Here is a 15410-nt window from a genome sequence, read left to right as displayed (position 1 = left end):
TTATATTTTCATGACCCTTTCCCTGACGAATGCGGCAGGGTTTCCTCCATAGATCCGCCAGGCTTCAAGGTGCTTTGTTGCAGTTGAATTGACGGTAAGGATGGCATGCGAGCCGCAGGTTACACCCGGGCAAACCACGGACCTGGCGCCGATCCATACGCCATCTTCCAGTGTGATCTTCCCCAGTCGGTAAGGAAAATCCGGCAGCGTATAATCATGATTGCCCGTGAGCAGCAGCGCACCCTGGGATATGCACACATGATCGCCGATGGTGACATCCTCCAGGTTATCGATCCATACTTCTTCGCCTATCCAGCAATGGTCCCCGATGCTGAGGCGCCAGGGATTCTTGATCCGCACTTTTGCCTTTATCACCAGCCCCCGGCCGACCTTTGCCCCGAAAAGGCGCAGCAACCGGCTTTTCAGGCCATAAGGCCAGGGGAAGGCGCTGTTCATGATGTAGTAATTGATAAAATACCATATCAGCACTTTCCATTTCGGTCCGGCAACATAGTCCCCGGCACTGAACCGGGAGAGGTCCGTTGTTGCCCTCCGCGTTTTCTCCGCCGCCGTATCCTGACGGATGGTTGTGATCTCCTGTATCAAATCGCAATGTTATAATCGGTTCGCAATATTTCTTTGAGCCGTTCCTTGCTGGCATCCCCTTCCATCTTCTGTTCAAATTCCTTTACGTTCACATCGACCAGCAAACGGTACCAGTATCCCTGCATGAAATGAAAAATGAACCCGCGGTAACCATCCATGAAGCCGAACCGCACAAAATACCGGAAGCAGAAATACAGGAAAGCCCTCGCTCCCGGCGGGATGCCGGCATATACCTTTTCTTTCAGAAAACGTTTACGGCGGGCCTGTGAACTGCCGCCGCTATGCAATAACCGCTGATCGCCTTCCATGAAACCGTATTTGATGTTCAGCAGGTCTATCATTTCCCGGATGGCGTAGTTGTTATGTTTGTTCACCCACCAGTGGATGGAATTCAGGTTATAGTCAACGATGTGCTCGCGGAACATGATCGTTTCGCCTTCGGATACCACAATATGCTCATCCATCCAGCGCTGTTCTATACTGCCTTTGGCATTCCGCCAGATGCGCAGCAGGGTGTGGGGATAAAAGCCGCCGTAACGGATCCATTTTCCTTTGAACAACACTTTTCTGCGGATGTAGATGCCGGTCACCGATGCCGGAATGCTATCCATTCTCTCCTTGATCTCCTTTACCAATGCCGGCTCCAGGTACTCGTCCGCATCCATGCGCATGACCCAGGGAGTGCTGATGCCGCAGTTGTCCAGCGCCCACTGGAACTGGTTGGCGTGGTTCACCCATTTGCGCTGAAAGATCTTTGCGCCGTATGATTCTGCTATTTCCAGCGTATCGTCTGTTGAATAGGCATCGATCACATACAACTCATCCGTGATCTGCCGCACGCTCTCCAGACAGCGGCGGATATGCATTGATTCATTGTAAGTGAGGATGACGACGGCTATTTTCATGCTTGGTTCCTTTTTATCCTGATGTCGTTAACGTTCCGGTACATGTCCACGTAATCGGTTGCCAGTTTGACCTCGTCAAAATCCTGCCGGATGATCTCTACCGCCTGTTCGCGGATGCGGCGGCGGTCTTCCCGGGAATGGTAGGCCTGCTGCAGGTTTATCCTGACCTCTTCCACGCTGCCGATGCCGGTGACCCAGCCCAGCCGTTTGTCCTGCACATACTTCGCCAGGCCCACATGTTCGCTGACCAGTACAGGGGTGCCTACGGAGAGGGATTCTATCACCACCACGGCGAAATTCTCATTATGCGAGGTGAGCGCAAAAAGGTCCGATTCCGCGAAGAAGGCGAACTTCTCCTGGCTGCCTTTCCATCCAACCCACTCCACTTTATCGTCCATACCATTGTTGCTGATGATCTTTTTCATCTGCTGCACATAAGCTTCTTCTCCCGATCCCGCGATGCGCAGCCGGTAGTTGAAATTCACGCCAGAGAGGGCATGCAGCAAAATATCCAGTCCTTTCTTCGGGTCTATGCGCGAAAGAAAGCTGATCGTAAAAATGCCATCTGCCTTACTTTGTTCCTTTTTATCGGGCAGATAGGGCAGGTCAACGATATTGTGGATCAGCCCGCCACGCCAGCTGTCATTCAGCCGCAGGCAATCGTTCCATTCCACCTGGGAGGTAACGTGCAGATAAGTTTTTGACAACAGGTATTTTCCGATCACGTTATGCAGCACTTTTTTCTTCAACTGGTTCCTGCTGTTGAAAATATACTCGCAGAGCATGCCGCGGGGGCTCAGTACAGGCTTCACGCCTTTCATGGTACAGATGAGCGAAGCTCCCATGATCAGGAAATTCCACCAGGAATGGATATGCACGGCATCATATTCGTCTACGGTGGACCAGGTTGCCTTCCATAATGAAGGCGATACATGCGTATGGTCTTTGGTGATCCTTTTGAAGAATTTCACCTGCACGCCATCCATCATCACGGGTTCTTTCAGCGGCATGTCCAGCTCCGTTCTGCCGTTGGCTGTGGTGGTGTACACCGTCACCGAATGGCCGATCTGCACCAGGCTTTCCGCAAGCCGCGCCACCGATACGATCGGGCCGCCGTAGATATAAGCGGGTTTATATGAGGGTACGATAAAAAGGATCTTCATGTGTCAGAATTTCGTGCCTTTATAAGTCAGTTTTTTATAGATGCCGCGGGCGTTCACCACTTTGGTGATCATCTCGTAGAAATACCGGGCAACATTGTTTTCCGCCAGGTCCAGCTCTTTCTTCATCCGCTGATGCTCGGCGATCATCCGGTCGGTAACAGATACAGAAAAAGAATTGCCATGCATCCTGTACTCTCCCAGCGGGAAGGGGATGTAACCCTTTTTCACGGAGGGGTCTAGGCAGATGGAGAGCAGGAACTTTGAGTCTGCCGAATATTTGAGGGACTTGTCGAATCCGCCTTTGCGGTGATATATCTCCCGCGTCCAGAAGGAACTTTGCTGTGCGAAAGGTACGCGGCGCAGGTTCCGGATGGCCTGATGGCCGAGGTTTACGCCCTTGTAGGTGTAAGCGATGGCGCCGGTCTCCGAAATGTAGTTCACATCGCCGAATACGATATCATAACACCCGCTTTCAAACTTCTTCACTACTTTCTCCAGCGTGTAAGGCAACAGCCTGTCATCTGCATTGATATAGCAGAGATATTTCCCGCTGGCGAGGTCCAGCCCTTTCCGCAGCGCATCATACATCCCTTCGTCTTTTTCGGAGATCAGGATGTCCGGCCGTTGCGCATGTGACCGCACCACTTCCAGCGTGCGGTCTTTAGACAAACCATCCACTACGATCAGTTCAAAATCACGGAAGGTCTGCCGCTGAATACTGTCCAGCGTATCTTTGATATATTCTTCCCCGTTATATACCGGTATAACAACAGATATGGTTCTGCTCATATTACTTTCTGAATTTTTTGATGACGGCGGGATTGCCGGCCACGATGGCATACTCGGGAACATCCTTCGTTACCACGGCGCCCGCGCCGATAATGGAATGCGAGCCGATCCTGATGCCAGGCAGGATGATGGCCCGGGTGCCGATCCACACATCGTCCCCGATCACTACCGGCTTGCGCGGCGTAGCGCCTTGCTCCCGCATGGGAATGTCCGTCCGCTCAAAATGGTGGCTGCCGGAGAGAATGGTGACTTCCGGACCGAACATCACATCGCTGCCAATAACAGTATCGTTACCCAGCCAGCAGTTGGTATTGAGTCCGGTATAATCTCCTATCACCACATTCCTGCCGCTGCCGAAACGGGTGTTCCTGCCTACTTTGATGTGTTTCCCCGCTTTCAGGAATAACTTTGAGGCCAGCCAGGTCCTGAATGACAGGCAAAGACCGCCGATAGGCCGCGGCGGATCGGGGAGCCATATTGCCACACTGTAGTAGAGATAAAGCAAAAAGCTCTTGTACAGGGAAATGTTCGAACGCTTCAGAAAGTACAGGGGATTATCCCGGTACATCTTCACCTTTCCTGTTCCGGCGTCCTTTTTTTCTTCGAATAATTGTTCGGTGATCATAGTTATATCGGGTTGAGTTCAGCTAATTCTATTTCTTCCTCCTGCCGGGATGCAGCCCCCGCCAGTTCGTAATACGTTGTCATCACAATCGCGGCAATGGCCGGTATATTGAAGCGCAAATGCTGTATCGGCGAGAAGAGGAACGTCCAGATCAGGCCGATGACCATCAATACCAGCACCGGGTACAGCTGCAGCTCCTGACCGTTCCGTATAATATGGAACCCCATTTTCATCAGGAACCAGAACAGGCATACAACAGCAATGAACCCTCCCAGCCCCACATTCACCCAGGCCCCCATCAGTACCGAGTGGCTGGGTATCAGCCTGTCCTTTTCATACGCTTTGATCACATTCATCTCCTCTTCATGAAAAGCAAGCAGGATCATATAATATTTCAGTGTCTTGTCTATCGCCCAGGACCCGTGGCCAAACAGCGGCGCATCGGCTATAGCGGTGGCGGCTGCAAAAGTTTCAGCACGACCGGTCATCAGCAGGCCGAGGGGATTGTAGGGGTTCTCCAGCCGCGAGAGCTGCGCCCGGGAATGCTCCCCGCCGATCTCGTTGTTCATCACCGCATTCACATAAAACATGTAACATACCTGGAAGAGCACGGCCGCAACGATAGAGAACGCTGCAATGCGCCGCCCTGAAATGCTCGCCTTCGTGTTCATGAAATAGATGATCACCGCAGCGAGAAAGAAGATCACACCGGTAGAACGGGTGTCCGAAGCGAAACACAGAAGGCTGTATGCGATCATCACTGTCATGACCAGTTTCAATTCATTCCGCGCGTACAGCCAGAAAATAATGAGGTACACGGTATAGGAGAGAATGGGGGCTATTTTGAACTTGAAATAACTCATGTCCGAATCCACGATATCATCCGTATAAATGATATTGCGGAGAATGGTCATGCCGATGAACAGCAGGATCGTGGACTGGTCGTTCAGCGTTTTGAAGAGGAATACCAGGGATAACATGGAAATAATGGTGGCAGCCCATCCGCGCATAAAGTTCTGCGGCGAAGCATGCACCACCAGTACATCCGTAATGATCTGGAAGGCCAGCAGCATGAGCAATGCCGCCAGCGCCTTTTTCAGGTACGGGTATTCCCGGAGGTCCGTTTGCCGGAAAACAAAGGGCGCCGCCAGCAATACCACCACTTCGTTCAGCCGCAGCTGACCGATCACGTTCACATCAATGGTGCTTAACAGTGCATATAACACTACGCCTATCTTCTTATACATGCATGGCCTTTTGTCGGTTATAAACGAATTGCAGGATATGTTCCAGCCGTTGCCGGTTTACGTCCGCACTGTATTCCTTCATAAAGTCCTCCCGCAACGCGGCGCCGGTCCGCCCGTTCCCACGGAAGGCCAGCAAGGCTTTCCGAAATCCTTCTCCGGTATCTGCTATGGTAAAATGGCTGCTGTCCACCCCTTCCACACCTTTTGAAGTGGCGATGACCGGTGTCTGCAATGCCATGGCCTCCAGGCATTTCAGGCGGGTGCCGCTGCCGTGCAGCAGGGGAATGATCACAGCGCCTGCTTTTGCGATGTAAGGTTTCATATCCGCTACCCTGCCGATGGCGGTAACGTTTTTCCATTTACTTTTCCCGGCAAGCCGGGCCAGGGCTTCTTTGGACTGGCGGCCAACGAGCCAGAGCCGGAAACGTGCGGCCAGATCGTCGTTCCATACTTCCTCCAGGAACCACTTCAAGCCCTGGTTATTCATGAACATGCCGAAGTTAGCGGTCATCACCAGGAGGTCTGGTTCCCGCTGCTCCCGGATATTGTATTCCCTTTCATCGAGGAAATTCGGCACAACAAATACTTTTTCCGGTTCAATGAAATCTTCGTGGTATGATCTGTCATGCCCGCTTACGACCAGTACGGCTGCAGCCTGTTTGAAATACCGGCGCTCGTGCATCTTCTCCAGCGCCACCAGCTGGGAGCGGCGCAGCTTCTGTAAAAAATTATGCGCCGGCACCTGCAACGTATGCATGGCCTGAGCATTATGTGTGCCGAGGATCACCGGAATGCCGCGATCCGAAAAGAACTGCATGTACTGGCCAATGAAGCCGTAATCCAGGAATGCTACATCAATATCGTAGTTGGTACAAACGGTCTTGAATAAACGCAGTACTTCCCCGGATTGCCGGAAGTAATGTTTTCCCGTAATCCGGTCCATTACACCCAGCGGCACTTTCCGATGCGTAAGGAACTCCACACCGCTGATCCGGTATTGCTCCAGGTCCGCCTGCTCTTCATTACGGATAATGGCAAACACACGATGCCCCAGCTCCGCCAGCGCTTTCAGCAGATAACTGCTCCGGATCTTTTCCCCGCCGTTCTGCGGAAAGGGCGATATGGTGGTAAAGAACAGGATATTCATGATACCAGCAGGTTACTGTGTTGATGTTCCAATGCGGATTCAATGCCTGTCATCATCTCCTGGTATTCATGATAATACTCCGCGGCAAAGGCCAGGCACCGCCGGCTGTCGAAACGCACTATCCTGTCCAGCACCTGGGCGGGACTTACCTTCTCGGGAGCATACCCCAGTACGGAACACCTGTTTTCCAGGAAACCCGCTTTGTCCAGAATATGATAGATCTTGCTGGAATCCTTGTTCACAAAAAAGCGGTACTTCACAATGCCGTAATTGTCAAAGCTGAAGAAAGGCACGCCGTTGTGCAGCGATACGATGATCGGGTGCATGTTGTGGCCGATATAACCGCCGGAGTGCTTGATCAGGGAATACCATTCCAGCGGGTCCAGGGGAATGCGGATGTTGATATCCAGACCATAATCCGCGAAACCCTCAGGGTAGGTAAGCCCCACCAGCGTATATCCTTCCTGTTCCGCCAGCTTTCTGAAAGAGCGCATCCATTCATCCGGCACGCTTTTCTTTTTAAAGCTGATGAGCAGGTATTTTTCGGGGAGATGGAATCGTTCCAGCAGCTGTTTGCTGTAAAGCGATTCATCCACATTATGATTGAATGCAAATACCGGATCAGGTGTGACCGGCGGAATGATGGCGCCGCGTGTCACATATTTCACGAGGCCCTGCGTCCATTTGTCGCGCACAGAGATGTAGGAAAAATAATCCAGGTGAGTGCGCATGCCTCTTTTCTTTTCCTCTTCAAACAACCGGTAAGGTGCGTTCTGGGAGGAGGCGGACAGGATCGCCAGCGGGACCGGTTCTTTCAGCAAAGGGAAATAGCTGCCCCAGAAAGGGTTCGGGAACATCCTGTCACTCGTGGGCGGCTTTACGTTGCGGGACAGGTAGAGGCGTTGCTTCAGCGGCACCGGCCGGTGCTGCATTACGGCATCGCTGCCGGTGATAACGCCCTTTATGTTGTACCGTTCAATGGCATCGGCAATATCCTGGTCCGTACGGCAAACAGGAGTGGCGGGCAAATGCAGGTCCTGCACCAGATGATGGGCCTCCGCCTGTTCCGCGGGCACGGCATTCAGGTACTGTTTCTCCAGGTCAAAAGGTATCCAGTTGATGAAAATGGGATCATATCCTTGTTTGCGCAGGTATCCTGCGGTGGACATGGCCTGCAGGTTGGCGCCGAAATTGTAAACGGAGCGGTAAGTAAGGATACCTATTCTTTTGTGTTCTCTCATGATACGACTTTTACGATTTTATCCACCTTGTAACGCGGTGAACTTGCAATGGAAAGCTTGCCGGGAACATGGCCGCAGCCAATGAGCATGGACACTACTTCCGAATCAGGGATACCGCAGAGCGCGCGGAGCTTTTTATCATCCTCCCTGGATACGCGCACATATGCCAGCGATACCGCACCTATCCTGTAGTAATGCAGGCCGTACAACAGGCTCATGGCATACATGCCGGAATTGAGGAATGCCTCGTTCCTTTCCGTAAACCCATTGAACACGCCCACTTCCGCGGTCAGTACAATTACCTTGTCGATCATCTGCCCGAAACCCCGGTTGCCCTTCTGGCTTTCCAACAGCCATTGAATATTTTCCCTGTTCTCCAGGATGTACACGCGGTTGGGCTGGCGGTTGCAGGAAGAGGGGCTTTTCTGCGCGATCTCCACGGCTTTCAGGATCAGCTCCCGGTCCACCGGTTTATTGATGAAATTGCGGATGCTGTGGCGGGAGAACGCAAAATCCCGGAAGGGGCTGTCCGCATGCCTGAAATATTCATCATTGTCACAACCCAGTTGCGAACAGGTGTCCATGACCTTCGTCCGCTCACTGAGCGCTTTGATCTTTTCCAGCAACAGCGGATCGAGGGAAAACTGCAATGCTTTGTGTACGCGCACATATTCATTGAGCAACTTCACGGCATGCGTAAAGTGATCGTCCTGCTGATTGCATTGTTTGCCGATATAAGTATGGCAAAGGCCGATGAGCGTGTGCAGGGCATCTTTTCCGAAGCCCGGGCGCATATCCGGCATGGTCAGTCCCTTTTCAATGATATGATAGGTCACAATGATCTTGCCCAGCAATATCTTTTCCTTGTTTGGCGACAGGTACCCGTTGGAATACTTCTTGTAGCGCCTGATATCCTCCCAATAATAGTTGAGCGAATACATGTAATATTTCAGATCACCGGGAATCATCCGGCCCACCAGGTTTCTCACTGACATAGCAGGAAAGTTTCAGTTTTAAACAGGTTTTAGTCTCGTACTTACTTTTGTGATCAGCTTCTCCAGCATCTCTTCCAGTTTCTCCTGCTCATAGGCCGTCAGCCCCAGGTATCTGATGCTGATAAAGAAAGAGAGGGAACTGATCAAACCGGTGATCAGCAGTCTTAAAAATCCTTCTTCCATCAGCAGGGAGGGTATTACGGCAATGCCCACCGCTAAGGTTACCGGTACCAGTGCCTGCCATATCACTTTAAAAAGATATTCGCTCACTTTCAGCCCTGTCAGCCGCCGGGCGGCTATGGCTCTGAAGCCGCAGGAAATGATCTCTACGAATATGGCGAACAGCATCACGGTAAATGGCGGCAGCCCCATATGCAAAAGCAGCCATGCGCCGGGCAGGTTCAGCAGCAACAGTACACTGATGATGATCTGGTATTTTCTGATCCTGCCTACGGCATGTACCGCGATCTGCAAACCGGAAGACAGCTGATTGATCAGAGAGGCGGTAATGATCAGGCGGCAGAACATCACCGTGTGTTCCGGAATGTTCTGCAACCACATTCTCAGCACAAAGGGCATTTCAATAATGGCCGGAATGGCGAAGAATGCCAGCAGAAAAAAAGAAAACTTGCAGGCCATCATGGCCAGTTGTATCATGCGCTTCCGGTTGCCGCTTCCTTCGCTCTTGACGATCTGCGGGTTCAGTGATTGCAGCATGGTCACCGAGAAGTATGTTAGTTGTGCATTGATCTGGTTGGCGATACCAAATGCTGCATTGATCACTGCCCCGAAGAAAACGTTCAGTATAACGGCTACACCCTGGCTTTTGGCGATCACACCGGACGCACCGATGGCGGACCAGCCGGCGTATGCGAACATCTCTTTTATCAGTCCTTTGTCCAGCTCCTGCTTCCGTACCCTGCTCTCCGCATACTTCCTGGTGCAATAGATCCTTTTCCCGATCAGCAGCAGCACGGACAATATGGCGAGCGCTGCGCCGTAGAAAATGAGCCGGTCGCTGAAAGCGTAAGGAAGGTAGATGGCAAGACTCAGTTTCGCGACCGACTCAATGATACCCAGCACAGCCACAAACAACATATTTTCATTCGTATTGATAATAGCGTCGTAAGGCACCGAAGCGATCGTAAAGAACGCGGTGACCACCATGAAATGGAAAATGCTTTTGGCCGCAAACAGCCGCTCCGGCGGAATACGCAATACATTCGAGAAGAGGTACATGCCCACGCCTTCGAGCAACAGCACTACCGCTATACCGATAATGAGGTGGAGCAGTATGCCGGAATTGAAGACCTTCCGCAGCTGTGCGCGATCACCCGCGCCTAGGGAAAAGGACATATACCGTTGCGTAGCCAGCGTCATGGCGCCGTTCAGGAAAGAAAGTAAAGCGACAAGGCCCGCCGCCAGGTTGAATATCCCGTAGTCCTCCGCACCGAGCGCATTCAACACCAGGCGTGTTGCATACAACGCGATGAACATGGAGACCACCATCTTCCCGTATAGGAACCCCGTATTTAATACAACTCTGTTTGCTGCCTGCATTTTATATTTCTCCTTATCCCATCAAATGCTCAAACTGTGCAACGTCTTTCTTCCGGAAAAGCTCCACGTCCATCGCCACCATTTCCTTTACCAGCGCCGGAAGATCGTACACCGGCTCCCAGCCCAGTTTTGTTTTGGATTTGGTAGGGTCCCCGATCAGCAGGTCCACTTCCGTAGGCCGGAAATACTTCGCGTCTACGGCTACCACCTCTTTGCCGATGGGCAGCAGATAGTCCTTGTTCCGGCAGGCGCTCACCACAGCAACTTCGTTTACGCCCTCACCCATAAATTCCAGCTCAATGCCCAGCTCATCAAATGCCATTCTTACAAAATCACGTACCGGGGTAGTGATGCCGGTGGCGATCACATAATCCTCCGGTTCATCCTGCTGCAGGATGCGCCACATAGCTTCTACATAATCTTTGGCATGCCCCCAGTCACGGCGGGCATCCAGGTTGCCGAGATATAATTTGTCCTGCAGCCCCAACACGATGGCAGCAGCTGCGCGGGTGATCTTCCTCGTTACAAATGTTTCACCGCGGAGCGGGCTTTCGTGGTTGAACAGTATACCGTTGCAGGCGTACATCCCGTATGCTTCCCTGTAGTTCACCGTGATCCAGTAGGCGTAAAGCTTTGCCACAGCATATGGAGAGCGGGGATAGAAGGGTGTAGTTTCCTTTTGCGGCACTTCCTGCACAAGACCGTACAGTTCGGAGGTGCTGGCCTGGTACACCCTTGTTTTTTTCTCCATTTTCAGGATGCGCAGGGCTTCGAGGATGCGCAGTGTGCCGATGCCGTCTGCATTGGCGGTGTATTCCGGTGTATCAAAACTCACGCGCACATGGCTCATGGCGGCGAGGTTGTAGATCTCGTCAGGTTGGGTTTCCTGGATGATGCGGATGAGATTGGTGCTGTCCGTCATATCGCCGTAATGCAGCTTGAAGCGTACATCAGCGCTGTGGGGGTCCTGGTACAGGTGATCGATCCTTTCCGTGTTGATCAGGGAGGCGCGGCGTTTTACGCCATGCACCATATATCCTTTTTCCAGCAGCAACTCTGCCAGATAGGCGCCATCCTGCCCGTTAACACCAGTAATTAAAGCAACTTTCATGTGGTCATGATTTTAGTAAGTGTATGTTGTGTTGTTCCGATACCGTAATAGGTAAATCCGCTTTTCTGCAGCATCACATCGTCGTAGATGTTCCTGCCGTCAAATACCACCCTCGCCCTGATGCGTTGCCAGTCCGGCAGGCGGAACTCGTTCCATTCCGTTACCAGTACTATGGCATCCGCACCTGCAGCGGCATCATAGAGGTCTGTGCACCAGGCAACTTTGTCCTCCAGCACCTTCCGGGCTTCATGCATGGCCACGGGATCGAAGACCCGCACCGTTGCGCCCGCCTCCAGCAATGCATCGATCAGCACGAGTGATGGTGCTTCCCGCATATCGTCCGTATTCGGTTTGAAGGAAAGGCCCCAGATCGCGAATGTTTTCCCGCGCAGGTCGCCTTCAAAATGCCGGTCTATTTTGCTGAACATCGTTTTTTTCTGATCATCGTTCACCGCTTCCACAGCTTCCAGTATGCGCAGGCGGCGGCCGTATTCGAGACCCGTTCTTGCCAGCGCCTTGACATCCTTCGGGAAGCAGGAACCGCCATAGCCGATACCCGGGTAAATGAACCGGTGACCGATGCGCGGATCACTGCCGATGCCTTTGCGAACTTTGTTCACATCAGCGCCCACCAGTTCGCAAAGCCCGGCGATATCGTTCATGAAAGAGATCTTTGTGGCGAGCATGGCATTGGCCGCGTATTTCGTCATTTCCGCGGAAGCGATATCCATGAAAATGATCGGATGCCCGTTCAGCAGGAAAGGATAGTACAACTGGTCCAGCACTTTCTGCGCGCGTTCCGTATTCACGCCCACAACGATCCTGTCCGGCTTCATAAAATCCGCCACGGCAGCGCCTTCCTTCAGGAACTCGGGGTTGGAGGCAACATCGTAATCGATCAGCTCGCCTCTTTTCATCATGGCTTCTTTTATGGCGCGGTTGACCTTTACCGCCGTTCCCACCGGTACGGTGCTCTTTGTAACCACGACCAGGTAATCCGTCATATAGGTGCCGATCTCCCGCGCTACCTGCAGCACGTATTGCAGGTCCGCGCTGCCATCCTCCCCCGGAGGTGTGCCAACGGCGATGAATGCCAGGTCCGCCCCGCCGATCACATCCTGCAGATCGGTGCTGAAAGACAGGCGGCCGTTCTGACCATTGCGGGTCACCACTTCCTCCAGACCGGGCTCATAAATCGGCAGAATGCCCTTGCGCAGATTATCGATCTTCTGATGATCCACATCCACACAAACAACCGTGGTGCCTACTTCCGCCAGGCATGCCCCGGTCACCAATCCCACATATCCTGTTCCTATAACGACTACTTTCATCTGTTCATATTTGATTTTTCACGGGTCAGATGGAATGTTATTTCATCTATGAATATTTGATCCTTTCATGGGCAGATGGAATGCTATTTCATCTGTTCATATTTTACTTTACAGGGCAGCCTCTGTTGATTTTCTATATAAGCAGGGACGCCTGTTCAATACCCCGGTATATCTAATGATGCATAGCATTCATGTGATGGTATTGTTCTTTCAAAAAATCCCCGTAAGCCAGCGCTATCCCCTTTTTCAGATCAGTACGGTGCTTCCAGCCCAGCGCATGCAGCCGGGAAACGTCCATCAGCTTGCGCGGCGTGCCATCCGGCTTGGCGGTATCAAAAACGATATCACCTTCATAGCAAACCACTTCTTTCACCGTTTCCGCCAGTTCACGGATGCTGAGATCCTCACCGGACCCGATATTCACCAGTTCCCGTCCATCATAGTTCAGCATGAGGTAGGTGCATGCATCCGCGAGATCATCGGCATAAAGAAATTCGCGTTTAGGCGTTCCCGTTCCCCAAACAGTCACTGCCGGTTTGTTCTCCTGCTTTGCTTCATGGAACTTCCGGATGAGCGCAGGCAGTACATGTGAATTTTCAGGATGATAGTTATCCCCGATACCGTAAAGGTTGGTAGGCATGACGCTGATAAAATTGCAGCCGTACTGGTCGCGGTAAGCCTCACAGAGTTTGATGCCAGCGATCTTCGCGATGGCGTATGGTTCGTTTGTGGCTTCGAGCGGACCGGAGAGCAGGTATTCTTCCTTTAAGGGCTGCGGCGCCAGTTTCGGGTAAATGCAGGAACTGCCGAGGAACATCAGCTTCTTTGCCTGCTGCTGCCATGCGGCATGAATGATGTTGGACGCTATCATCAGGTTATCGTAGAGAAATTCCGCACGGTAGGTATTGTTGGCATGAATGCCGCCCACTTTGGCCGCCGCCAGAAAAACATACTCCGGCTTTTCTTCCGCAAAAAAGGCTTGCACGCTTTGCTGATCACGCAGATCAAGCTCACCGGATGTACGGGTGATGATATGCTGGTAGCCCATGGTCTCCAGCTTTCTTTTGATGGCGCCGCCGACCATTCCGCGGTGCCCTGCTATGTATATCCTGGATTTCAGTTCCATTGTTATGCTTTTAGAGTAATTCCGGGCGGTTCTCTTTTACCCAGTTATGCAATTGTTTGATCTCCTGTCCTTTCCCCTTTTGCATGATGAGCAATGCGCCGGGCGTGTCTACCACCACCATATTGTCCACACCCACAAGCGCGACCAGTTTCTCTTTTCCAATGACCATGCTGTTGCGCGGATCGCTTTCGATGAACACGGCCTGCTGATTGCTGTACTGGTAATGTACCATCAGCGCTTCCGTGAGGGCTTCATAGCTGCCTACATCGCTCCATTGCATGGTGCTGGGCACCACTTTCACCCGAAGGCTCTTTTCCATAACAGCATAATCAATACTGTCCGACGGAATGGCTTCCATGGCAGACAGGGAAATGCTGCCGGTGCGTATCAGCTCTTCCGCTGCATGTTTGCCGGCGGCATAGATCTTCGGAGCGAAACGTTCCAGTTCATCCAGCATTACGGAAGCCTTGCTGCAAAAGATGCCGCTGTTCCAGAGGTAGTCTCCGCTCTCCATCATGCGTACAGCATTGACGGCATCCGGTTTTTCCACGAAACGGATCACATCGTTGCCGTCGTGGTGGATGTAGCCATACCCCGTCTCGGGATATGCCGGCCGCAGGCCGATGGTCACCAGGTTCCCTTCTTCCGCAAGTTGCCTGGCGGCTGCAATGGTGGCAGCATATACATCGGGTGTGCCAATAAGGTGATCTGAAGGTGTGATGAGCAATATCTCTTCAGGATCGGCCATGAATGCAGCCAGTGCAATAGCGGCGGCGGTGTTGCGGCCAACCGGCTCTGCAATGCAGCGCACGGTTGCGCCGGCATCCAGCAACTGGGAGGAGATCACCTCCACCTGCTGCTCATTGGCAATCGCCAGCACGCCGGAACAGGCAGCGTTGTTGCGCAGGTATGTCAGTTGCAGTAAACTGCGGCCTTCGAACAAGGGCAGGAGCTGCTTGGGCGTGTGCCGGTTAGATAGCGGCCACAGGCGGGTGCCGGAGCCACCGCATAGAATAATATGCTGCATTTGGTATGTCGGGTTTAGTTATGCATAGTCCAATACGGCCACTTCGTTGTTACGCACGGTGGCTATCATGGCAAATCCCAGGCTGTCAAGCACTGCTTTCACCTTGTTCCTTCCCACTTCCACGATCCTTCCACGCTGATGCATGAGCGGCCCGGCCGTGATCTCCACAAGGTCATTCTGCCGGATGGGGAATTGTTCCAGCGTGGCGCTTTTGTATTCACGCAGAAAACGTTTGATCAGATCGATCTCATCATCCTGGATCACTGCCGGTTTCCCAAGCCAGTAAACAAAATTGATGATGCCCTCTGTTTCGCGCACCACATTTTTCCTGCTCTCAGGGATACGCACAAATACATAGGACTTGAACAGCGGCTCCTGCACCAACTTGCGGCGGTCGCTCCATTGCCGCTCCACATGGTTAAGCGGACAATAGCTTTCCAGCTGCTTGCGGGCCAGCAGATCAGCCACTTTCTTTTCCCATCTTGCTTTGGTATAAACGGCATACCAAGCATGCACTTCCTGTTGCATAAGTTTCAA

Annotated in this window: 14 protein-coding genes and 1 pseudogene; all 15 read right to left on the bottom strand. The window is 52.3% G+C overall.

The genetic code is table 11. The features are described from left to right. Nucleotides 1–606: a WcaF family extracellular polysaccharide biosynthesis acetyltransferase gene (locus FW415_RS06025; protein ID WP_246858945.1), complete on the bottom strand. Its 606-nt coding sequence runs from the start codon at nucleotides 604–606 to the stop codon at nucleotides 1–3. After that, nucleotides 603–1511, bottom strand: coding sequence for a glycosyltransferase family 2 protein (locus tag FW415_RS06020; protein WP_148383377.1), 909 nt, complete (start codon nucleotides 1509–1511; stop codon nucleotides 603–605). Before FW415_RS06020 ends, FW415_RS06025 begins: the two co-directional genes overlap by 4 nt. Further along, nucleotides 1508–2674 carry an XrtY-associated glycosyltransferase XYAG1 gene (locus FW415_RS06015; RefSeq protein WP_148383376.1) on the bottom strand — a complete coding sequence of 389 codons (1167 nt, stop codon included), beginning with the start codon at nucleotides 2672–2674 and terminating at the stop codon, nucleotides 1508–1510. Before FW415_RS06015 ends, FW415_RS06020 begins: the two co-directional genes overlap by 4 nt. Before the next feature lie 3 nt (nucleotides 2675–2677). Then, on the bottom strand, nucleotides 2678–3463 hold the full coding sequence (locus FW415_RS06010) for a glycosyltransferase family 2 protein (RefSeq protein WP_168208685.1): 786 nt from the start codon (nucleotides 3461–3463) through the stop codon (nucleotides 2678–2680). A 25-nt stretch (nucleotides 3464–3488) separates the two neighbouring features. Continuing rightward, a pseudogene (locus FW415_RS25710) lies at nucleotides 3489–3629 on the bottom strand (DapH/DapD/GlmU-related protein); the annotation flags it as partial. A 461-nt stretch (nucleotides 3630–4090) separates the two neighbouring features. After that, a complete protein-coding gene (locus FW415_RS06000) occupies nucleotides 4091–5335 on the bottom strand; it encodes a hypothetical protein (protein WP_148383373.1) in 1245 nt (414 codons plus the stop codon). Beyond that, nucleotides 5328–6482 carry a glycosyltransferase gene (locus FW415_RS05995; RefSeq protein ID WP_148383372.1) on the bottom strand — a complete coding sequence of 385 codons (1155 nt, stop codon included), beginning with the start codon at nucleotides 6480–6482 and terminating at the stop codon, nucleotides 5328–5330. Before FW415_RS05995 ends, FW415_RS06000 begins: the two co-directional genes overlap by 8 nt. Next, entirely contained in the window at nucleotides 6479–7723 is a 1245-nt protein-coding gene (locus FW415_RS05990; protein WP_148383371.1) for a polysaccharide pyruvyl transferase family protein, read from the bottom strand. The genes FW415_RS05995 and FW415_RS05990 overlap by 4 nt, the downstream gene beginning before the upstream one ends. Continuing rightward, on the bottom strand, nucleotides 7720–8718 hold the full coding sequence (locus FW415_RS05985; RefSeq protein WP_148383370.1) for a nitroreductase family protein: 999 nt from the start codon (nucleotides 8716–8718) through the stop codon (nucleotides 7720–7722). Before FW415_RS05985 ends, FW415_RS05990 begins: the two co-directional genes overlap by 4 nt. A gap of 18 nt (nucleotides 8719–8736) precedes the next feature. Next, a complete protein-coding gene (locus FW415_RS05980; RefSeq protein ID WP_148383369.1) occupies nucleotides 8737–10227 on the bottom strand; it encodes a hypothetical protein in 1491 nt (496 codons plus the stop codon). 64 nt (nucleotides 10228–10291) lie between these two features. Then, on the bottom strand, nucleotides 10292–11389 hold the full coding sequence (gene gmd, locus FW415_RS05975) for a GDP-mannose 4,6-dehydratase (RefSeq protein WP_148383368.1): 1098 nt from the start codon (nucleotides 11387–11389) through the stop codon (nucleotides 10292–10294). Beyond that, complete coding sequence (locus tag FW415_RS05970) at nucleotides 11386–12720, bottom strand: UDP-glucose/GDP-mannose dehydrogenase family protein (RefSeq protein WP_148383367.1); 1335 nt, start codon at nucleotides 12718–12720, stop codon at nucleotides 11386–11388. Before FW415_RS05970 ends, gmd begins: the two co-directional genes overlap by 4 nt. 172 nt (nucleotides 12721–12892) lie before the next feature. Then, on the bottom strand, nucleotides 12893–13846 hold the full coding sequence (locus FW415_RS05965) for a GDP-L-fucose synthase (protein ID WP_148383366.1): 954 nt from the start codon (nucleotides 13844–13846) through the stop codon (nucleotides 12893–12895). A gap of 10 nt (nucleotides 13847–13856) precedes the next feature. Further along, nucleotides 13857–14873 carry a mannose-1-phosphate guanylyltransferase gene (locus tag FW415_RS05960; RefSeq protein WP_148383365.1) on the bottom strand — a complete coding sequence of 339 codons (1017 nt, stop codon included), beginning with the start codon at nucleotides 14871–14873 and terminating at the stop codon, nucleotides 13857–13859. A gap of 18 nt (nucleotides 14874–14891) precedes the next feature. Further along, nucleotides 14892–15401, bottom strand: coding sequence for a UpxY family transcription antiterminator (locus FW415_RS05955; protein WP_148383364.1), 510 nt, complete (start codon nucleotides 15399–15401; stop codon nucleotides 14892–14894). Nucleotides 15402–15410: the final 9 nt, after the last annotated feature.

The sequence above is a fragment of the Chitinophaga sp. XS-30 genome (assembly GCF_008086345.1).
GTDB lineage: Bacteria > Bacteroidota > Bacteroidia > Chitinophagales > Chitinophagaceae > Chitinophaga.
Note: the sequence above shows the minus strand (reverse complement) of the source record. Positions and strands in the feature narration are given on the sequence as shown.

Excerpts from the sequence above, each read along its gene's own strand:
- FW415_RS05970 (WP_148383367.1), bottom strand. The coding sequence starts at position 12,720 with ATGAAAGTAGTCGTTATAGGAACAGGATATGTGGGATTGGTGACCGGG.
- FW415_RS05980 (WP_148383369.1), bottom strand. The coding sequence starts at position 10,227 with ATGGTGGTCTCCATGTTCATCGCGTTGTATGCAACACGCCTGGTGTTG.
- FW415_RS06020 (WP_148383377.1), bottom strand. The coding sequence starts at position 1,511 with ATGAAAATAGCCGTCGTCATCCTCACTTACAATGAATCAATGCATATC.
- FW415_RS06000 (WP_148383373.1), bottom strand. The coding sequence starts at position 5,335 with ATGTATAAGAAGATAGGCGTAGTGTTATATGCACTGTTAAGCACCATT.
- FW415_RS05995 (WP_148383372.1), bottom strand. The coding sequence starts at position 6,482 with ATGAATATCCTGTTCTTTACCACCATATCGCCCTTTCCGCAGAACGGC.
- FW415_RS05985 (WP_148383370.1), bottom strand. The coding sequence starts at position 8,718 with ATGTCAGTGAGAAACCTGGTGGGCCGGATGATTCCCGGTGATCTGAAA.
- FW415_RS06010 (WP_168208685.1), bottom strand. The coding sequence starts at position 3,463 with ATGAGCAGAACCATATCTGTTGTTATACCGGTATATAACGGGGAAGAA.
- gmd (WP_148383368.1), bottom strand. The coding sequence starts at position 11,389 with ATGAAAGTTGCTTTAATTACTGGTGTTAACGGGCAGGATGGCGCCTAT.
- FW415_RS05960 (WP_148383365.1), bottom strand. The coding sequence starts at position 14,873 with ATGCAGCATATTATTCTATGCGGTGGCTCCGGCACCCGCCTGTGGCCG.
- FW415_RS05990 (WP_148383371.1), bottom strand. The coding sequence starts at position 7,723 with ATGAGAGAACACAAAAGAATAGGTATCCTTACTTACCGCTCCGTTTAC.
- FW415_RS06015 (WP_148383376.1), bottom strand. The coding sequence starts at position 2,674 with ATGAAGATCCTTTTTATCGTACCCTCATATAAACCCGCTTATATCTAC.
- FW415_RS05965 (WP_148383366.1), bottom strand. The coding sequence starts at position 13,846 with ATGGAACTGAAATCCAGGATATACATAGCAGGGCACCGCGGAATGGTC.
- FW415_RS05955 (WP_148383364.1), bottom strand. The coding sequence starts at position 15,401 with ATGCAACAGGAAGTGCATGCTTGGTATGCCGTTTATACCAAAGCAAGA.